The sequence below is a fragment of the Spirillospora sp. NPDC047279 genome (assembly GCF_040643285.1).
Lineage (GTDB): Bacteria > Actinomycetota > Actinomycetes > Streptosporangiales > Streptosporangiaceae > Spirillospora.
Genome location: NZ_JBEYUA010000002.1, coordinates 303,871 through 322,274 on the forward strand (window position 1 = coordinate 303,871; position 18,404 = coordinate 322,274).

The following is an 18,404-nucleotide window of genomic DNA, read 5'->3' on the forward strand; positions in this document are numbered from 1 at the left end:
CGGCGCCCTGGAGGAGCCGGACGGCCCTTCAGCCGCCGCGAACTCAGCGGAGCCGTTCCCATCGGGAGGACGCGGAGCCGGACACGACCGGGATCCCTGGAGGCGGAGTCATCGGCAGGAGGCGGCGGGCATGGAGCTGCGGCAGCTTCGCTACTTCGCGACCCTGGCGGAGGAACTGCACTTCGGCCGGGCGGCGGCCCGCGAGCACATCGTCCAGTCCGCGCTGAGCCAGCAGGTGCAGCGGCTCGAACGCGAGCTGGGCGTCCGGCTGCTGGAACGCAGCACCCATCACGTCGCGCTGACCGCCGCCGGCGCGTTGTTCCTGGTCGAAGCACGCCAGATCCTGGCGCACGTGGACCGCGCCGCCACCATCGCCCGCCGGGCGGTCGGCGCGTCCGCGGCGTTGCGGGTCGGGATCATCGACGCCAGCTACGACTCGATGCCCCAGATCCTTCACGAGGTCCAGGCCCGCTACCCCGCCCTGGTCATCCATCAGGTCGAGGTGGGCGTGCCCGAGCAGTACCAGCAGCTGGTCGACGGCCGCCTCGACGTGGGCATCGGCCGGGCCGCGCTCGCCCCGCCCGACGTCGCCTCGTTCCTGTTCCGCCGCGACCCCCTCGGGGTCCTGATCCCCCACGGCCATCGGTTCGCCGATCTGGACGCCATCCCCGTGGCCACCCTGGCCCAGGAGCCGCTGCTGCTCGCCGAAGAGGCCCAGGCGCCGGAGTTCAACCAGTTCACCATCGAAATGTGCCGGACAGCCGGTTTCACACCCGCGGTGTACGAGGGAACCGTGGAGAGCATTCGCGCCGCCGCCGACCTCGTCGCCCAGGGCCGCTGCCTCTACTGCGTGCCGTCCTCCTGCATCGCGGCCCTCCCCGGCACCATCTGGCGACCGCTCACCGAACCCACGTCCTACTACCCGTGGTCGGTCCTGTGGCGCGAGACCGACGACTCCGACCACGTCGCCGCCATCGTCGGGTGCGCCCGCGCGATGTCCCAAAGGCTCGGCTGGCTCGCCGTCACCGGCCAGCCCGCGGGCTAGCGGCCCGGCCGGATCTCGGCGCAGGTGGTGCCTATGAGGAAGACGCCGTTGGGTGCCGTCACTAGGCGGTGGTGTCCGCTGGCCGGCGGCAGGACGAGGTGATGGCGTCCTGCACGGTGGGGTGGACGGTCAGGAGCCGGTCGAGTCGGGTGACGCGCAACATCCTGGCGACCTGCGGTCCGGGGGCCGCCAGGCTCACCATGACGTTCGCTCCGGCGGCGCTGCGCTGCGTACCGACAAGGACGGCCAGGCCGGTCGTGTCGCACGACCGGACCTCGCTCAGGTCCAGTATCAGCAGCCGGGCGCTGTGGGTGAGAGCGCCGCGCAGAAGCTCGCGCAGGGCCGGAGCGGCGGCCAGGTCGAGATCGCCGTACAGGGCGACGATGGTACGGCCGGGACGCCGCGGGGCGGGCATGCTCACTTCGGGAGGGGCCTGCGGGCCCGAGGTCACGGTGGGCTCTGTGGTCACGGTCAAGGTGGCGGTCATGGTGATCTCCGATCGGTGGAAGGACTACGTCGCCCCGGCAGGGCTTCGCGGGCCGGTCAGATGGGCGCCAATGGTCGCCGCAGTTGCCCGCCTTCGGATTCCCAGGCGCTTTCGGGGGCGCTCTGAGGTGCCGCCTTCGTGGTGACCGGGCGTTCCGGACCGGTCGTTGTGGTTCCTGGACCGGACGTTGTGGGGAGCGCTGCCAGGAGTTCGACCGTGCGGAGGTGGTTGGTGGGGTGGACGGCCAGTTCCAGCGCGGCGCGGGCCGCCGCGTCCGCCGTCGTGGCCGGGACGATGAACAGGTCGACGCGCCGCCCGTCGGCGTAGATCGCTGTGAGCAGTCCGGCGGGCAGGCTGTCGAACCAGCTCAGCCGTACCACCCGAGTGTCGTCCGGGCCGTCCACGCGCAGCCGGCGCGGCCGGCTGTCCCAGTCGGCCACCCGCAACATGACGTGGGTGATCGGCCGGCGATCATCGGCCGGACCGCGGGCCTGCAGGGCCAAGATCAGTCCGGGCAGTTCGGCGACAGGGTCGGCCGTGCGGGGCCACCAGCCCCCGTCCAGCGGCGTCGGAGGCGCGCCGCCGGCATGCGGTCGCAGGTGGAGACGGGGTGCCGAAGGCGGCGAGAGGCTGATCGTCGTACGTCGTTCGGTGGTGGTCCGCATGGGGCGCTGCCCCTTTCCCCCGGGCCGCCTCAGGGCAACTCGGGGAGGTTTGTGACCGGGGGTGCAGATCTACCGGGTCAGCGAGGTCCCCGCAGAGCGGGGAAGGGCTGAGTGGCCGTGTGAGCCAGGCGGTTCCGGTCACCAGTACCGTGGCCAGTGCGATCACGACGGGCCACGCCTGGCCGGTCCGGGACGTCGATGGGTGTGGGCGTAGCCCGGATCCGCCAGGTCGGCGAGCGCGACCAAAGGTCGGCATGCACATCCCCCAGTCGGGGTGAGCCGGTGTGGCGGGTCAGCCTCAGGGTGGGGATGTCGTCTTTGCCGGATGCCCTTATTCTATCATCAAATCTTTCGTTTTTTCGGAATTTCGTAAGTAATCTTCGATGGCCGCTTTTCGATTTCGCCCTCCGCCAGGAGGTCCGCTGCGCGACGAGCTCGACGGTCGCCGGGGCGCCTTATTGGCTGGGCGGGGCGGAGGAAGTCGAGAAATGGCGGTGCATATCGGTGATGGTCAGCAGGCGATGTATAGGGGTGGAAATGTCCGCCAGGAGCAGCGGCAGACGATGGTGCCCCGCCAGGTTCTTGATCGTCACCAACACGCCCAGGCCGCGGGCGTCGATGAACGAGACGTTCCCGCCATCGATGACCAGCCGATCGATCGCCGCCCCCTCACCGCGCTGGCCGTTGCCCCGGACGCCGTTGGGCAGTTGGGTGAACACGGTTTCCAGGTAGGCCAGCAGTTGCGGTGCGGTGGCCAGGTCGAGGGCGCCTGCCACGACGATCGTGAGGGTGCCGCCGGCACGGTGCGTCGACAGGCGCAGTGCGTCGTCCATGAGTCAGGTCCCCGAGCGCTGGTGATCGGATGGGACACCGACGGGTGCCAGGCATTCCCGGCCCCTGCACGCGGGGGACAAGCACACCGATCCGCCGAAGGTCTCCGACGTGGCGCGGGGTCTGGACGACACGGTAGAGGGCTTGGTGAAGCGTTCAGCGAATACCGACAGGTATTCACTTTCCGCCACCGATTCCGTACACAACGCAATCTATAACAGAAAGAGCTTGATCCACCGGGGAACATGTCATTGGGGCCCCACAGCATCAGGCGAGACCGCCGCCCACCGTCACCCGCCCTCCCGGCCGGGTTCGCGTTTCCGGCCGACGACCAACACCCTGCCCCCACGGCACGCAGTACTGCACGATACGGGGAACCGGATCTGGATGAGTCTCACGCCAGGAGCAGGCATGCCGTCCACCTGTGAACGGCTCCGCCCACCATGTGGAACCCAACCGGCTTGTCATGCAGGTTCGGGACTGGTGGCGTGGGCAGGCGGTGCTTTCCGGTCACCGGCACACCGTCCCCGACAGATCTGCCCGACCAGGCCGCTGGACGGGCAGGCCGGCGAGTCCAGATGGCGACGACCGGAGCGACCGCCTCTCGGCCCGCGCACGCCTGCTCCACCGCGTCGGGCCCGGCACGAGCCCGCCCGCTCTCTCCCCCGGCGCCATCGATTCCCGCCCGATCCGAGCGGCCGCTGGCGCAGTGCGGACGTGTGACTCAGAGGCCGTGTCACGTGGGCGAGTTCATCCACGGCCGGTGATGTCCAGCCCTGCTTTGCCGGACCAGCAGGGGCGCCGTCCGGCGTGGCGTCAGCGTCCCGCAACGACCTTGATCGCGGGGGCGCCATGCGCATGGAACCAGGACGCCAAGGCGGCCCCTTCGAGGAGATCGGTTTCATCGTCGCCGATATCCACCGGGCCGACAACGAAACCCCCTGCTTCGTCGAACGCACAATTGGCGATGCTCGCCCCGGTCATTATCGTCGCCGCGGCTTCTTGATGGCCGAAATGGCAAAAGCGAAGCGAAGCATTCCGGAGATCGGCGCCGTCGAGTCGGGTTTGAAAGAACGATGTCGAGTTGACGATCGCGTCGCGCAGGTCCACGGAGCGCAGATCGGCATCGCTGAAGTCCACCGAAAAGAGAGTCGCGCCGGTGAACGTTGCGTGTTGCGCATCGCATTCAACCAGTTCGGCTTTGGTCAGATCGGCGGAGGTGAGGTCGGACCTGCGCAGGATGGCACCACCGAGGTTCGCCCGGCCCAGGGATGCACCGACCAGCCGGACGTCGGACAGGTCAGCGTTGAACAGGAACGCTTCGTCGAGCATCAGGTGGCTGAGATCCGCTCCACGAAAATCCATCATCTCGCCGGAGAGCACTTTCGCGACCTCGCCGACGGAGGCGTTCAGGTCCTCGAGATAGTCGGCCAGTTCCGCCGCGGCCTCGGAATCATTCGGCCAAGCGCGTACGTCTTCGCGGGAAATGCCGTGTCCGCTCATGGGTAGAAGAGTACCTTGCCTGACCACTCCGGATGGCTTGCCACCAGGCTCCGCACGTCCGCAAGGGCAGCCGATGACAGATCTTTAGTGTCGATGATCACGTTCTGGCCCTCTGCCAGTTCTTTGATTATCTGATTCTCGAACCTGGCCCGATCATATCGACCCTTCAGACCCTCCGGCATCGGCTCGCCCGCCTTCTTGCCACTGGGGAAAAGGTCCTTGGGCGCCTTGACGTCCCAGTGCTGTCCGTTCCTGTCGACGAACTCGCCCATGTCCTTCTGGAACGCCGGGTCGGAATTGTCGAGTTCCGCTCGTTTGAGCGGGCCGTCCAGGGTCCCTCTCCGCTCGAGTTCGAGGCCGACCTCCGCCTCGCGCCTGGCCGCAGGTTTGATCGGCCGACCTTGATGCGCAGGATCTTCGGCGAGCTCACGCAGGCGCTTCTCGTACTCGGGAGTGCCGGCCTTCGGAGTGCTGGATTTCCCGGGACTCTGGTCGCCGCCGTTCTTCGGCCCAGGGACGTTCGGGCCAGGTGCATCCACTCCCCGCTCGACCTGCCCCGGCGCGGTGGGCCCGTTCCCGTCGATCTGCTCACCGAGCGGGTCGGTTCGGCCCGCCTGGCCTGCGGCGTCGTCAAGGGCACGGACAGAAGGGGCGGTGACGGCAGTCGGGGCCTTGGGCGTGGTCTTACCGAGGGCGGCGGCGAGGCGGCTGCCGACACCGCTGCTCGAGCCGGTGCCCATCGTGACGGCGCCGACGATGAGGGAGGGGACCATGGTTCCGTAGGCGCGGAGCGGGTCCTTCTTCCACAGGTCCCAGTTGACCATCGCCTTGCCGAACTCGACCGGGTGCTGCACTCCCTGGGCAAGGCCCTTGGCCTGGCCGACCGGACCCCGCCGCACCCAGCCGTCCCAGTCCTGGACCATATAGACAGGCGCGCTCACCGGGTTGCCGGCCAGCGTGTACAGCCCGAGATCCTTGCTGCCGCTCCACACCCCCGCCAGGTACCGGTGGGTGTAGTCGTGCCACGTCTTCTTCAGCGCGGCCCTCAGCACGTTCCGGTCCTGTCCGGGCTCGCCGACCAGACCCCGGACCACACCCATGGCCGACTGCACCGCGGCCTGCACCGCCGCCTGCTGATCGGCCTTGAGCAGCTCATCACGCCGCCGCTGCACGTCCCGCCGCCGGCCTGCCACCCAGCCCCCGGCGCGCCGGACATCATGGCCCGGGCCGGTGTTCAGTCCCAGGCCGCCCAAGATCCGCGTCAATGCGCCCCCGGCGGCTTCCCACTCCCGCCCCGCGCGCCCCAGTTCCCCACCGAGCCGGTGCAGCCCGTCCGGCGAGCCACTGCGCACGTCCGCGGACGCACGGCGGCCACCACGCGGCGGTCCCGGAATGTACGGCTCGCCGATACGGGGCGGTCCGTTATCGGCCTGCGCGGCGAGCCGTTCCACCGCGTCGAACGCTTCGTAGAACCTTGTCCGGACCTCGCGATGCCGCTGCGCCAGGTCATCCAGGAGCCGGTCGCCGGCCGGGCCGACCAGCGCCCCCTCCAGCAGTAGCCCGAACGGCTGCCGCAACGCGTTCCCATGCTGCTCGGCCAGCCGTTTGACCTGCGGCAGGCGTTCTGCCGCCTGCTCAGCCCGCCCCACCAGCCACCATCCGGTCAGCAGCAGGAGCGAGAAAGGTGTTCACCGCGCTCCGCCTTCACCATGGGAACGAACGTGATCGAACCCGGGGGTGAGGCCGGGGGGAGCCGAAGCCGTGGGGGGCTGAGGCTTGGGACGGGTGTGACATCAGCGCACAGGCTACGCCCCCATATCCACCCTAACCAGACCCGTTCGACCATTCAGACAGCGTTGTCAAGCCAGGAGGCTCTCTCGCTTCGTTTGGTCACGCGGGGGTCAGGGGTCAGGTGGTGGGTTGGGTTGGGGCTTTGGCCAGGGCGTAGCGGTGGTCGTTGCGGAAGCGGTAGATGCCGTTTTCGTCGCGGCAGGGGGCGATGGCGGTCAGGACTTCTTGTTTGATTTCGGCGGGGTCGCCGTGGCGTAGGGCGGGGACGGCGGGGCCGGTGCTCGCCAGGGCTCGCCAGGCGGTGTCGGGGTCGGGCCACTCGATGGTGGAGACGCATCGGCCCTGTTCCAGGACTTCGAAGCCGGCGTTGACGAGCATCTCTTCGGCGACGTCGGGGGAGGCTATGTCGTTGAGGCGTTTCATCGACGTGTAGTGGTCGGTGGGGGCGTGGCGGGCGAAGACCTTGAAGCAAGGGCGGAGGTCCAGGGGCGGGCCGGTGCCCCAGAAGCTGATGCCCAGCAGGCCACCGGGGCGCAACACCCGCAGGGCTTCGGTCAGGGCCTGCTCGCAGCCGCCCCAGATGCCGTTGATCGAGATCGCGGCGTCGAAGGTCTGGTCGTTCCAGGGGAGCTCGAACATGGAGCCCACTCTCAGGTCGGCGCCGGGGTTGCGGGTGCGGGCGACCTCGATCAGGGCTTCGGAGGCGTCGATTCCCGAGACGGTCGCGCCGGCGGCTCGTGCGTGACGGGCGGCCATGCCCGCGCCGCAGGCGATGTCGAGCAGGTGTATGCCGGGCCCCACGCGGACCTTCGGGAACATCGCGGTGAGCAGCTCGTGTGAATAGTGCTCGAACAGGCACGACCAGTCGGCGGCGCGGTGTCCCCACGCGTCTCCGGCGGCGCGCCAGGTGTCGGTTGTGGCGGTTGTCATGGGCAGAAGGGTGCGTTGGGCCGCAGCCGAGGTTTTGGAGGTGGGGTGGAGATTTCTGGGAGGAGGTCTCCACTCGGTCGTCATCCGGTCTCCAAGTTCGGGGCGGTGTTGTGGCGGAAGGTCGTGACGTCCCCGCGAGGGCTGGGACGTGACGATGCGAAGGGGACGGATCGATGGACACGATCGGAACGCAGGACGTCGGCAACGGGGTCAACGTGCAGGCGCTGCTGGACGCGCGTCAGGCGCTCGGCGCCGCGCCTGAGGCCGCGCGGTTCCAGTGGCGGGCGCGGTGCCAGTGGGTGAACGGGACCCACAGCCGTACGACGGTGCACGGGTTCTCCGGGCTGGGCACGGAGCACGCGCACCGGGTCCCGTTCGTCTTCGACGGCGACCACCCGGAGGTGTTCGCCTCGCAGGACAACGGGGCCACGCCGGTGGAGACGCTCCTGGTGGCCCTCGCCGGTTGCCTCACCGCGGGCGTCGCGACGGTCGCCGCTCGGAGGGGTGTGCGGTTGCGCTCGGTGGCGGCGTCGGTGAGCGGCGACATGGACCTGCAGGGCATCCTCGGGATCGACGCCGACGTGCGCAACGGGTTCAGTGGCGTCCGCGTGGTCTACGAGATCGACGCCGACGCGCCGCGGGCCGACGTCGAGGCCATCGTCGCGCAGTCCCAGAAGCGCTCGGCCGTGTTCGACATCGTCACCAACCCGACCGTGGTGACGGTCGAGGTCGCCTGACCGGTGGAGACCCCGGTCGTCATCATCGGCGCGGGTCAGGCCGGTCTGGCGATGAGCCGGTGCCTGACCGACCGGTCGGTGGAGCATGTCGTCCTCGAACGCGGGACCGTCGCGCACGCCTGGCGCACCGAGCGCTGGGAGTCGCTCCGGCTGCTGACTCCCAACTGGATGAGCCGGCTGCCGGGTCATCGATATGTGGGGGACGATCCGGACGGTTACATGTCCGCGGCCGAGGCCGCGGGGTTCCTGGAGGGCTACGGGCGATCGTTCGCGGCGCCCGTGCGCGCTCACACGACGGTGACGGCGGTGGTGCCCACGCCGGGCGGGTCCCTGGTCGAGACCGACCAGGGACCCTGGCGGTGCCGGACGGTCGTGCTGGCCACCGGTGCGGCCGGCGCCCCGCACGTTCCTGGTATCAGCGCCGCGCTGCCGGCGGTCCGGCAGGTCACGGCGCTGGAGTACCGCAGTCCGGATCAGCTGGACGCGGGCGGGGTGCTGGTGGTCGGCGCGTCCGCGTCGGGCGTTCAGATCGCCGACGAGCTGCGGCGTGCGGGCCGTGCGGTCACGCTCGCGGCCGGTGAGCACATCCGCCTTCCTCGGACCTACCGGGGCCGTGACATCCACTGGTGGATGGACGCCATAGGCCGGCTCGACGAACGTTACGACCAGGTCGACGACCTCTCCCGGGCGCGTCGGCTGCCGTCGCTCCAGCTGGTGGGAACGCGTGAACGCCGGACCCTCGACCTGAACGCCCTGGCGGCCGGGGGCGTCCAGGTCGTGGGCCGCCTGGTGGGCGTGTCGAGTGGGAGGGCGCAGTTCTCGGGCTCGCTGGCCAACGTCGTGGCGAGTGCCGACCTCAAGCTGCACCGGCTGCTCGACCGGATCGACGAGCACGTCGCGGCGCACGATCTCGCGGGACGGGTCGGAGCCACGGATCGGCCGGAGCCGACGAGGGTCGCGACCGCGCCGACGGAGATCGAGCTGTCGCGGTTCTCGACCGTGGTGTGGGCGACCGGTTACCGGCCGCGCTACCCGCGGCTGGACGGGTCGGTGTTCGATCGCCGCGGACGTCTTCGTCATGACGGGGGTGTGGTCGAGGCGCCGGGGATGTACGTGCTCGGCCTGCCGTTCCTGCGGAGGCGCAAGTCCAGTTTCATCGACGGCGCCGGGCCCGACGCGCATGAGCTGTGCGCTCACCTCGTCCGCCGCCTGTCTCGGAGGCGGGCCGCGTGAACCGGCTCAGCCGGTCGCGGCCGAGCGCATCCACGCGCGGGCCTCCGCGCCGATCTCCTCCAGCGTCCCGGTCGCCAGCGGGTCCTCCGCGCTGACGCCGACGACCTCGCGGATGCGCCGGTAGGCGCAGGTGACCTGGAAGCTCTGCGTCGAACGGGGAGAGTCCCGGATGGCCCTGACCCACCGGGCCGCCCGTTCGTCGTCGCCGACCCGGTGGGCGAGGACGGCCGCGGGCACCAGGAGGTCGGGCAGGCTGTCCTGGCCCGCCCGGGACAGCCGGATGTGCACGGCGTCGGCCAGCGCCGCCGCGCCGGCGCGGTCTCCGCAGGAGGCCAGGACCGCGGCGCCGAGCACCTGGTTGGCCCACATCGGCTCGTCCCGGGACGGCACCGACAGCAACATGTCGAGCCACGGCGCGCAGAGCGCCGGCCGGTGGACCACCTGGCACGCGACCAGGCCGGTGATCGCGACGAAGACCTCCTGCCGCGGGCCTCCCTGCCGCGGCGTGTCGCCGATGACCGCCTCGGCCTGCTCGATCGCCTCGTCGAAGCGCCGCATCCAGGCCAGGTGGAAGGCTCGGTAGGAGTTGGACAGGTTCTGGACGAGGATGTCCTCGGCTCGCGCGGCCAGCGCGGCGGCCTCCTCGGTCATCCGCACGGCCCGGCCGGGGTCGGTGAACACCACCGACCACGAGTGATGGACGAGGGCCACGGCCAGCAGGCTCGGATCCCCGGACGATCTCGCGGCGCGCGCCGCGGCGGCGCCGTGGGCCGCGATCAGCTCGGGGGCGCGGGTGGCCATGCCCGCGAAGACGCCGGTGACGTGGAGCCGGGCGGTGAGCGCCGGGTCGTCGACACGTTCGAGCAGTTCGTCGATGACCGGCAGGAGGTCGGCGGCGCGGGTGCCGGAGTCGCAGTGCATCACCAGGCCGGTGCCGCACAGCAGCAGGGCCGCCTCCTCGCGCCGGTCGTCGTCGAGCAGCTGACGGATCCCGGCCCGGACGTCGTCGTAGTGCCGGGCGCACCATTCGGCGGTCTCGAAGTCGAAGAGGTGAACGTGCAGGGAGCGGCTGACCCGGTCGAGGCACCAGAGGGCGTGCCGGGCCGAATTCCGATGCGCGTCGGTCTCGCGCCGGGCGAACAGCCTGACCGTCTCCAGGAGGCGGGGCCGTCCGCCGTCGGCCGAGGCGGCCACGACCAGCGACCGATCGATCAGCCGCGTCAACGTCCGCACGGCCGCGCCCGCGGGGAGTTCGGGACACAGCTGTTCGACGTCGGCGAGGTCGAACGGCCCGGGGAACGCCGCCAGCCGTCCGAGCAGCTCACGCTCTCCCCCGTCGAGCATGGCCCAGGTCTCCTCGAGGACCGAGGTGAGGCTGGCGTGGCGGTCGCGTCCGGGTGGGCGGCGCGTCTGGAGCAGCTCGAAACGCTGGTCGAGGCGTTCGGCGACCTCGGCGGGGCGCAGGACGCGCAGCTGGGCCGCGGCGAGCTCGATGGCCAGGGGCAGGCCGTCGAGGTCGCGGCAGATCCGCTGGGCGACCGGCAGATCACGGTCGTGCAGCTCGGCCCCGAACCGTTCGGCGGCGGAGCGGAACAACTCGATCGCGGGCGCCGACACCGCGCCCGCGTCCAGCGGCTCGATGTGGACGTGGCGTTCGTCCAGCACGTTGAGGGGTTCCCTGCTGGTCACCAGGAAGTGCGGGCGGACGGTGTGCTCCAGCAGATGATCGACCGTGGCCGCCACCTCGTCGCGGACGTGCTCGCAGTTGTCGAGGACGAACAGCGCGGCGCGGTCGGTCACGAGCCGGGCGAGCCGGCGCCGGGGATCCCCGGCGCCCAGGGCCAGTCCCGCGGCACGGGCGATGGTCGTCTCGACCGTGTGCTCGTCGCGGGCGGGCACGAGATCGACGAACCACACGCCGTCGGGGAAGCGGCCGAGCGCCGAGTGGCCGGTGGCACAGGCCAGCCTCGTCTTGCCCGACCCGCCGATCCCCAGCAGCGAGACCAGGCGCCGGCGCGCCACGAGCGCGGTCAGCTCGGCGATCCGGTCCGCGCGGCCGAACAGCGGCGTCCGCTCGGCCGGCAGGTTGTGCCGCACCGGCGCCGGCGCGGGTCCGCCCTCCAGGTGCGGACGATCTCCATCGTCCGCGGGGGCCTCGGCGGGAACGACCTCGGCGGTGAAGCGGTAGCCCCGGCCGTGCACGGTCCGGACGAATCGCTGGCCGCGGCCGTCGTCCCCGAGTGCCCGGCGCACGTGTTTGATCCGGCTGGTCAGCGCCGACTCGCTCACGAAGCGGTCGCCCCAGACCTGGTCGAGGAGCTCCTCCTTCGGCACCACCCGGTCCCGGTGCCGGACCAGATGAACGAGCACGTCGAAGACCTGGGGCTCCATCGGCACGGGGCGTCCGTCGCGCAGGAGCTCGAATGTGGTCTCATCGAGGAGGAACCCCTCGAAAGAAAACCTCACGCCGCCAACTATCCCACATCCGGTCTTACACGGATCTGAACGGCGAACAGGGCGTGTGCCGATGATGGTGGGGCGTTTCGGGCGAAGGACGCCCCGGAGCGCCTGCGGTGGGCGATGAACCGCTGCCTGGCCCAGATCGGGATCGACCACGCCGAGCACCGTGCCCGCGCGATCGACATCGGCGGACGGCTCGAGGTGCTCAAGGACTATCCGACCTCCCCGGGCTGTACGTCCCCGTTCGCGCCCATCTGGATCACCGCGATGGTGGGCCGGTAGGGCGTCCCCGCTCAGCGGTGGGCTTCGGCCAGTTCGACCAGCCTCGCCGCGAGGTCGGCGAACCGGATCAGCTCCCGGGCGACCGGGTGGGTGAACGGCTGCTCGCCGCGGTCCGCGACGGCCAGCACGCCACGGACGGTCTCGCCCGTCTCCAGAGGGACCAGGAGGATCGGGCCGGCGGGGAGACCCCCCAGGGCCGCGTCGCCGGCCACCCTCGCGGACAGGGTGCGGCGGGTGCTGAAGGCCCGGCCGATCATCGAACGGCCGCGGCGGACCGTCAGGTCGCGGACCGCCTCGCTGCCCGCCCCGACCGCGACGGCGACCCAGAGCTCGTTGCCCTCCCGGTCGGGCAGCGCGATGAAGGCCAGCGACGCGCCGGCCATCGTCCGCGCGTGCGTCGCCACGCGGGTGAGGAGGTCGGGCAGGGCGGCACCGTGCAGGACCGCCGACATCAGATCCGACGACGCGGCGTACCGCCCGAGGTCCCTCCCCGTCTGGGGAATGCCGCCGGGAGCCCAGGTGATCGGCGGGAGCTCGCGTTCCGCCGCGGGGATGCGCTCCACGCGATCAGGCCGCGGGATCAATGGTGACGGCGCGTTCCAGCCCGGTGATCGGTCTCGCCACCTGCTGCGGGATGTCCTGCATGGTGAATCTCCGATCCGAGCTCTCCAGGGGTCGCGCGGCGGCTGCCGGAACAGGCCGTCCGGAGGCCGCTGCTCGCGCGGAGGCCCGGGTGGGGCGGAAGAGCGGCGTCATGTGCGCCGAACCTGTCCGGGCGCTGGAGAGCCCAAGTATCAGGACGAGGGGAGACACCGGCTTGACTGCCGCGTCACGGGCCCCTTGCCGACGCCGAGTCTACGCCCTGGCGTTTTAGATCATGAATTTTGCCCGTTATCTCGGGTGCTCAGCCGCGCATTTCAGAGCTTGAAAAGTTTGGGGTAAGGGACGAGGATCCGGACTTTTCGGGTGCCGAAGTCGACCAGGACGGCGCGTCCGGGCTCGACCTCCAGCACCCGCCCGAGCCCGTAGGTGTCGTGAGTGACCTGGTCGTCGACCGCGAACTCCCTGACAGGTGGCGGCTCGGGCGGAGCCTTGAACGGGCTGGTGGGAAGGTGGCGGCGCCCGGCGGGTCTTTGAGATTTCACAAGACCAGTATGCGCCCTGCCAAGGGTTTTTTGGGCGGGGGTGGCCTCGGTGTGAAAATCATCGCCGCCGCGCGGGCCGTCGCCGGATCCGGCCGGCACCCCGGATCCTGTGCTACCGTCTTACAGTTGCGGTTCCCATAGACATGTACGTGCGCCTGCTGGGTCTGACCTCAGGCGCATTTTTGTTGTTCTGGATTTTCCGGATGGGCCATCGCGGCGTCGTCGGTCGCGCGCGGTGCGCGGCCGGGACCGACCCAAGGAGATGACCATGGCCACCGGCACTGTCAAGTGGTTCAACGCGGAAAAGGGCTTCGGCTTCATCGAGCAGGACGGCGGAGGCCCCGACGTCTTCGCCCACTACTCCAACATCGCTGCCCAGGGCTTCCGCGAGCTCCAGGAGGGCCAGAAGGTGTCGTTCGACATCACCCAGGGCCAGAAGGGCCTGCAGGCGGAGAACATCGTTCCCTCCTGACCCTCACGGCGTGCGGGGCCAGTGTGGACGCGGCTTGTGCCGCGACCACACTGGCCCTTCGTCGTCTTCGCCCCGTCTCGTCTTCGCCCTGCCCCGTCACTCGGCCTCGGCGGCTAGGTGGGTGAGGTCGGTGAGGATTTCGGAGACGATGACCGGGTCCAGGTCTCCCAGGCGGGAGGACGTGGGCCGGTCCGGCCGGTAGCTGCCGGGGAGCTCCGTGAGCCGGACGTCGGTGAGGAGCTGGCCGTCGCCCAGCATCGCGGGGTCTCCGACGGGGATGCCGGGGTCGAGGCCGATGACCAGGTGCTGGTCGGGAGCGACCTGGCGGGAGATCCACTGCTCCAGGCCCACGTCCATCGGGGTCCCGCGTTCCCAGCCGCGCCGGACCAGGCCCAGCAGGTCGCCCACAGGGACCGTCAGGCCCTCGAACCGGGGCAGACGGCTGGCCTCGCGCTCGTCCTCGGTGAGGGCGTGGACGGGACGGGCGAGCTGGTCGAACGGCTGGATGATCTCGTAGTCGGCGAACAGCTCCGACCAGCGCTTCAGCTCGTCCAGGTGGACGGGGTGGGCGACGCGGACCCGTGCCGTCCCGGCGAGGACGAGCGTGTCGTCGTCGGCGTTCGCCCACGTTCCGTCCTCGGCGACCCGGAAGGCCGTGGCCGTCTCGTCGAGCCAGACCAGGCGGCGGACCAGGTGGCCTAGCAGCGGGTGGCCCGCGAGCAGATCGCGGAACTCGGCGAGGGGCCACCGGCGGCCGGTGATCATGGCCTGTTCGAGGCGGCGGATCTGGTCGGCGGCGGCCGTGCGCACGTCCTTCTTGAGCGCGGCGAACCGGGCGTGGGCGGCGGGTGCGCGTTCGGGGTCGTCCTTGGCGCCGGGCTTCGGGAGGGACGCGCGGACCCGGCCGTCCTCGTCGGTGATCGTCGGCCTGAGCTGCTCGTCGAAACCGATGGTGAAGCGGCGCGGGCCGTAGTCGAGGGTGAGGGTGCCGGAGGCGTCCAGGCCGAAGTCCGGGACGAGCCGGTCGGCGAGCTGGTCGGCGGTCAGTTCGAGCTCGGCCGCGACCTCCCCGATCTTCTCCTGGGCGCGTGTCCTGAGGGCCTTGAACTTCACGCGCCGCGCGATGGAGTGCAGGTGCATGAGGGCCGTCTCGGTGCCGATGGTGGCGAGGACGTCCAGGCCGGTCACCGCCTTGGCGTGCCCGCCGTCGCCCGGCCAGGCCCGGATCACCGGCGTGAGGCGCCGGACCGTCTCGTCGTCGCCGGTCAGCGCGAGCCCGGTGAACGCCCAGCTCTCCGTGGACGGCGCGCCGTTGAGCTCCCACCAGCGGAACAACGCCCAGCCGAACCCGGCGAGGGAAGCCGGGTCGCAGAGGTCCCGGACGGCCTGCGCACCCGCGTAGTCGGGCATCGCCAGCATCGTCAGAACGTGCCCGGCGGCGGCGTCGGGGAGGACCTCCGCGCGGTCGCGCAGGAGGAGCGGAGGGAGAACGCGCGGCTCGGCCCAGTCGACGACCGGGATCTTCTTGGGCAGGACGTCCAGACGGTCCGTGGTGAGCAGCGTCTCGATCGCGGCGGCGGCCTTGTCACCATGGACGCGGGCGGCGTCGACGATCGGCGCGGGATCGTGCTGGTCGGCGATGAGGCGGAGGGCGTGTTCGGCGGCACGGCGGGCGGGGCCGGCCTTGCCGAGCGCGTCCGGGACGAGGGAGGGCGCGGCGGCGGTGCCGTGCCTGCGGAACCAGGCGCGGGCGGTCCTGGCTCCGGCCTTGAGCCGGACGAGCCACTCGGCCATCGTCCGCGCGATCTCGTCGGTGAGCAGCGGCAGCAGGTACGGCCCGAGGGTGGCCGGCTGGCGGCGGGCGAGGGCCAGGACGGGGTCATGGGCGTCCAGCTCGCGGCGCGCGACGAGGGGACCCAGCCATTGGTGGGCGTCCCAGAGGAGGCGGGTTCCGGGGTCCCAGCCCTTCAGGACCGGGCGGACCAGGTCGTCGGGGCCCTTGAGGACCAATGCCAGCATCTCCGAGTGGAAGGGGACCTTTCCGGTCGCGGCCTCGGCGGCCAGGACGGCGAAGTCCGCGTCCCACCGCCGCATGTTGGCCGGCAGCCGCGCGGCCCAGGCGTCACGTTCGCCCATCGTCCAGGTGACCGCACGGGCGCCGGGCGTGGGCAGGTCCTTGATGACCACGGGCTTGATCGCCTTGCGGGGCCGGGTCCACGGAGGCTCGGCCAGCAGGGGCGGCACGTCCGTCGTCCGCGGGAAGCGCCTGTCGGCGTCGAGAACCGCCTGGATCTTCGGGTGGTGCGGCGCGAGCCCCGCGGCGACGGCCGGCTTGGCGCGGACGTGCGCGGCGAGCAGATCGGCGGCCTTGGGCGCCCGCGACGCGGGCAGCAGCCGCATCGCACGGGCCGGGAAACGGCGGGCGGCGGCCAGCACGGCGGGACCCGCGTCGGAATCGCCGATCCGGTCGAGGAGGGCCTGGAACGCCTCGTCCGCCGGAATCACGGCGAGGTAGTCCATGATCGTCCTGGCGGTTTCGCCGGAGTACCGCTCAAGGGATCTGGCCAGCAGCGGCGCGGCGGGGCCAGGGCCGACGCCGTCGATCAGGGAGGCGATCACGTCCAGGTCGGCGGCGGTGAAGCCGAGCGGCAGGCCGAGCTCCGCGGGCTGGTGCGGACGGCCGAGCGCGCAGAACGTCATCCAGATCGCCCAGGCACGGTCCCGCGGGAGCTCGTCCGGCCGTGCCCACAGGTCCTCGACCCAGTCGTCCCGGGTCGGCGCCAGGTACGCGGCGATCACCTTCTGCAGGACGTGGCGGCGGGTGCCCTCGAGGCGTTCGACGGCCTCGGCGTAGACGCCGTCGGGCGCGGCGGCGAGGTGGGTGCGCAGCGACCGGGCGTTCTCCCGGCTGTACCACCAGCCGGCGTACACCTCGTCGGGACGGCGGTGGCGGAGGGGCATCGACCTGAGCTCGTCGCCGTCGCACTCCCGCGCGAGCCTGCCGGGCGACGGCGGATCGCTCGACCTGTTCAGGCGTTCCGGGATCTCGGTCACGATCCCGGCCCACTCCGCGAACGTGTGGACGGCGAACGCGATCCCGTGGCCGGCGACCAGGGCTTCGGTGGCCAGGAGGTCGGGCGGGGGGTCCGACGACTCCGGCGGTGCGTTCAGCATGGCGGCGACGTGCAGGGTCGCCGCCGCGCCGAGCGCGTTCGGCTCGCCGCGCAGGTGGGCGCGGGCGGCGTCGGCGATCTCGGGCGCGGTGCCCGGGAGCGCGAGGACGTGCTCGATGTCGTCACGGACGGCGTCGACGAGGGACCGGACCCGCTCGGCGGCGGCCTCGTCGGGCACCGCCGCCGGCGGGACGTCGGGGCGGTCGCGGCGCGGGTGCCGGGCGCGGCGCCAGGCGTCCGGCATGACCAGGGTGTTCTCGTCGGGGTCCGTGGAAATGATCACGAGCCCCTACCGTAGAACAGATCACCGACAACCCGCCGAAATCGGCTGAGCGAGGTGTAGCGCTTGCGCCACGAGTCGCCGGGGCGTTCGTCGCGTTCGACGAGGAGGGCGGGCACGCCGAGCCGGCGCATGCGGCCTGCCGGAACGGCTCGGGCCGGCACCGTGGCGCCGATGTGGCCATGGTCACACGCACCGGCTTATGCTGCGGTCATCGCCCGTTCACGGGAGGTGAGGTCGTGCGCGTGCAGGGAGCCGTCCGCCCCGGGACCAGCCTGCCCGACCACGCCCGCGCGCTGGTGGTGTCCCAGCCGTACCGCCTGGCCGGAGGGGTGAGCCTGCGTCTGATCGGGGGGCGGGAGGATGCCGATGGCGCCGCACGGCCTGCGTGACCGGCGGACCCGGCTCGTCCGGGAATGGGGCCGCCTGGTGGACGGGGGCGGCTCCCCCGCGCGGCCGCGCGACCCGGACCTGCGCGCCGAGATCGCCGCGTCGTGGGACAGGTCGCGGATCGTGGTCGACCCGCACCGCGACAGCGCGCCCGCCTCCCCCGACGTGGCGGACCGCTGGCACACGTCGGCGCTGGCCGGGCCCGTCGGCGTGACCACGTTCGACTCGCCCGACGAGGCTCTCAAGATCGCCAACGAGACGTTGTACGGCCTGGGCGCCGGAGTCTGGTCCCGCGACGGAAACACCGCCTACCGGATGGGCCGCGCGATCAAGGCCGGCCGCGTGTGGACCAACTGCTACCACGCCTACCCCGCGCACGCCGCGTTCGGCGGCTACAAGCAGTCGGGGATCGGCCGCGAGAACCACCGGGCGATGCTCGACCACTACCAGCAGACCAAGAACCTCCTGGTCAGCTACTCCGCCAAGCGCCTCGGGTTCTTCTGATGGTGGAACGCGTCGGGCTCACCGAGGCGGCCGCCGACCTCCTCGCGAGCCTGGTCGTCCGGCACGGGCCGGTGATGTTCCACCAGTCGGGCGGCTGCTGCGACGGCAGCTCCCCGATGTGCTATCCGCGCGGTGAGTTCATGGTCGGCTCGTCCGACGTCCTGCTCGGCGAGCTCCCCGACGGCACCCCGTTCTGGATGAGCGTGGCGCAGTTCGAGTACTGGAAGCACACCCATCTGACGGTCGACGTGGTCCCGGGCCGGGGCAGCGGCTTCTCCCTGGAGGCCCCGGAGGGCGTCCGCTTCCTGATCCGCTCCCGCCTCTTCACCGACGAGGAGGCCGAACGGGTCGCGTCCGAGCCGCCCCTGCCCACCGGCGACGCCGTCCACCCCGGCTAGACCGCGGAGCCGGGCCTGCGCCCGCCGGCCCAGGCCCGGCCCCGGCGTTTGTCGGGTCTTTCCCGGCCTCTGCCGGTC

General features: G+C 71.3%; 16 protein-coding genes and 1 pseudogene. 7 read left to right on the forward strand and 10 right to left on the reverse strand.

Going from position 1 to position 18,404, the window contains the following annotated elements:
• Positions 1–130: 130 nt before the first annotated feature.
• A complete protein-coding gene (locus tag ABZ810_RS05655) occupies positions 131–1,045 on the forward strand; it encodes a LysR substrate-binding domain-containing protein (RefSeq protein ID WP_358399604.1) in 915 nt (304 codons plus the stop codon).
• Positions 1,046–1,106: 61 nt separating this feature from the next.
• Here ABZ810_RS05655 and ABZ810_RS05660 read toward each other — a convergent pair whose 3' ends face one another.
• The 6 genes from ABZ810_RS05660 to ABZ810_RS05685 all read right to left on the reverse strand — a co-directional run bounded on the left by ABZ810_RS05660 (position 1,107) and on the right by ABZ810_RS05685 (position 7,252).
• A complete protein-coding gene (locus tag ABZ810_RS05660) occupies positions 1,107–1,532 on the reverse strand; it encodes an STAS domain-containing protein (RefSeq protein ID WP_358399607.1) in 426 nt (141 codons plus the stop codon).
• Between the two features lie 56 nt (positions 1,533–1,588).
• Positions 1,589–2,197: a DUF5994 family protein gene (locus ABZ810_RS05665; protein WP_358399609.1), complete on the reverse strand. Its 609-nt coding sequence runs from the start codon at positions 2,195–2,197 to the stop codon at positions 1,589–1,591.
• A gap of 455 nt (positions 2,198–2,652) precedes the next feature.
• Positions 2,653–3,030, reverse strand: coding sequence for an STAS domain-containing protein (locus ABZ810_RS05670; protein ID WP_358399612.1), 378 nt, complete (start codon positions 3,028–3,030; stop codon positions 2,653–2,655).
• An 814-nt stretch (positions 3,031–3,844) separates the two neighbouring features.
• A complete protein-coding gene (locus tag ABZ810_RS05675) occupies positions 3,845–4,531 on the reverse strand; it encodes a pentapeptide repeat-containing protein (protein WP_358399614.1) in 687 nt (228 codons plus the stop codon).
• A complete protein-coding gene (locus tag ABZ810_RS05680; RefSeq protein ID WP_358399616.1) occupies positions 4,528–6,180 on the reverse strand; it encodes a hypothetical protein in 1,653 nt (550 codons plus the stop codon). Before ABZ810_RS05680 ends, ABZ810_RS05675 begins: the two co-directional genes overlap by 4 nt.
• A 259-nt stretch (positions 6,181–6,439) precedes the next feature.
• Positions 6,440–7,252 (reverse strand): methyltransferase domain-containing protein, encoded by an 813-nt coding sequence (locus tag ABZ810_RS05685; protein ID WP_358399618.1) that lies wholly within the window; start codon positions 7,250–7,252, stop codon positions 6,440–6,442.
• A gap of 173 nt (positions 7,253–7,425) precedes the next feature.
• Between ABZ810_RS05685 and ABZ810_RS05690 the strand changes: the two genes are divergently transcribed.
• Both ABZ810_RS05690 and ABZ810_RS05695 read left to right on the forward strand, forming a co-directional pair.
• The gene (locus ABZ810_RS05690; RefSeq protein ID WP_358399621.1) at positions 7,426–7,989 is read left to right on the forward strand and encodes an OsmC family protein; all 564 of its coding nucleotides are present in this window, start codon (positions 7,426–7,428) and stop codon (positions 7,987–7,989) included.
• 3 nt (positions 7,990–7,992) lie between these two features.
• On the forward strand, positions 7,993–9,222 hold the full coding sequence (locus ABZ810_RS05695) for an NAD(P)/FAD-dependent oxidoreductase (protein ID WP_358399623.1): 1,230 nt from the start codon (positions 7,993–7,995) through the stop codon (positions 9,220–9,222).
• Between the two features lie 6 nt (positions 9,223–9,228).
• On the opposite strand, the gene ABZ810_RS05700 is transcribed toward ABZ810_RS05695, so the two are convergent.
• Positions 9,229–11,688: a winged helix-turn-helix domain-containing protein gene (locus ABZ810_RS05700; RefSeq protein ID WP_358399625.1), complete on the reverse strand. Its 2,460-nt coding sequence runs from the start codon at positions 11,686–11,688 to the stop codon at positions 9,229–9,231.
• A 114-nt stretch (positions 11,689–11,802) separates the two neighbouring features.
• Between ABZ810_RS05700 and ABZ810_RS05705 the strand changes: the two genes are divergently transcribed.
• Positions 11,803–11,964, forward strand: a complete 162-nt coding sequence (locus ABZ810_RS05705; RefSeq protein WP_358399627.1) for a hypothetical protein — start codon at positions 11,803–11,805, stop codon at positions 11,962–11,964.
• Positions 11,965–11,975: 11 nt separating this feature from the next.
• On the opposite strand, the gene ABZ810_RS05710 is transcribed toward ABZ810_RS05705, so the two are convergent.
• Both ABZ810_RS05710 and ABZ810_RS05715 read right to left on the reverse strand, forming a co-directional pair.
• Positions 11,976–12,527, reverse strand: a complete 552-nt coding sequence (locus tag ABZ810_RS05710; protein ID WP_358399628.1) for a GAF domain-containing protein — start codon at positions 12,525–12,527, stop codon at positions 11,976–11,978.
• A gap of 354 nt (positions 12,528–12,881) precedes the next feature.
• The gene (locus ABZ810_RS05715) at positions 12,882–13,109 is read right to left on the reverse strand and encodes a hypothetical protein (RefSeq protein ID WP_358399631.1); all 228 of its coding nucleotides are present in this window, start codon (positions 13,107–13,109) and stop codon (positions 12,882–12,884) included.
• Between the two features lie 268 nt (positions 13,110–13,377).
• Here ABZ810_RS05715 and ABZ810_RS05720 point away from each other — a divergent pair, with 268 nt between their 5' ends.
• The gene (locus tag ABZ810_RS05720; protein ID WP_358399633.1) at positions 13,378–13,581 is read left to right on the forward strand and encodes a cold-shock protein; all 204 of its coding nucleotides are present in this window, start codon (positions 13,378–13,380) and stop codon (positions 13,579–13,581) included.
• A gap of 96 nt (positions 13,582–13,677) precedes the next feature.
• Here ABZ810_RS05720 and ABZ810_RS05725 read toward each other — a convergent pair whose 3' ends face one another.
• Entirely contained in the window at positions 13,678–17,037 is a 3,360-nt protein-coding gene (locus ABZ810_RS05725; protein WP_358399636.1) for a DUF4132 domain-containing protein, read from the reverse strand.
• Between the two features lie 585 nt (positions 17,038–17,622).
• Here ABZ810_RS05725 and ABZ810_RS05730 point away from each other — a divergent pair.
• Together ABZ810_RS05730 and ABZ810_RS05735 are read left to right on the forward strand one after the other, a co-directional pair.
• Positions 17,623–17,928 (forward strand): annotated as a pseudogene (locus tag ABZ810_RS05730) (aldehyde dehydrogenase family protein); the annotation flags it as partial.
• The gene (locus tag ABZ810_RS05735) at positions 17,928–18,326 is read left to right on the forward strand and encodes a DUF779 domain-containing protein (RefSeq protein ID WP_358399638.1); all 399 of its coding nucleotides are present in this window, start codon (positions 17,928–17,930) and stop codon (positions 18,324–18,326) included. The pseudogene ABZ810_RS05730 and the gene ABZ810_RS05735, both read left to right, overlap by 1 nt.
• Positions 18,327–18,404: the final 78 nt, after the last annotated feature.

Excerpts from the sequence above, each read along its gene's own strand:
- ABZ810_RS05665 (WP_358399609.1), bottom strand. The coding sequence starts at position 2,197 with ATGCGGACCACCACCGAACGACGTACGACGATCAGCCTCTCGCCGCCT.
- ABZ810_RS05735 (WP_358399638.1), top strand. The coding sequence starts at position 17,928 with ATGGTGGAACGCGTCGGGCTCACCGAGGCGGCCGCCGACCTCCTCGCG.
- ABZ810_RS05720 (WP_358399633.1), top strand. The coding sequence starts at position 13,378 with ATGGCCACCGGCACTGTCAAGTGGTTCAACGCGGAAAAGGGCTTCGGC.
- ABZ810_RS05660 (WP_358399607.1), bottom strand. The coding sequence starts at position 1,532 with ATGACCGCCACCTTGACCGTGACCACAGAGCCCACCGTGACCTCGGGC.
- ABZ810_RS05655 (WP_358399604.1), top strand. The coding sequence starts at position 131 with ATGGAGCTGCGGCAGCTTCGCTACTTCGCGACCCTGGCGGAGGAACTG.
- ABZ810_RS05675 (WP_358399614.1), bottom strand. The coding sequence starts at position 4,531 with ATGAGCGGACACGGCATTTCCCGCGAAGACGTACGCGCTTGGCCGAAT.
- ABZ810_RS05705 (WP_358399627.1), top strand. The coding sequence starts at position 11,803 with ATGAACCGCTGCCTGGCCCAGATCGGGATCGACCACGCCGAGCACCGT.
- ABZ810_RS05670 (WP_358399612.1), bottom strand. The coding sequence starts at position 3,030 with ATGGACGACGCACTGCGCCTGTCGACGCACCGTGCCGGCGGCACCCTC.
- ABZ810_RS05690 (WP_358399621.1), top strand. The coding sequence starts at position 7,426 with ATGGACACGATCGGAACGCAGGACGTCGGCAACGGGGTCAACGTGCAG.
- ABZ810_RS05685 (WP_358399618.1), bottom strand. The coding sequence starts at position 7,252 with ATGACAACCGCCACAACCGACACCTGGCGCGCCGCCGGAGACGCGTGG.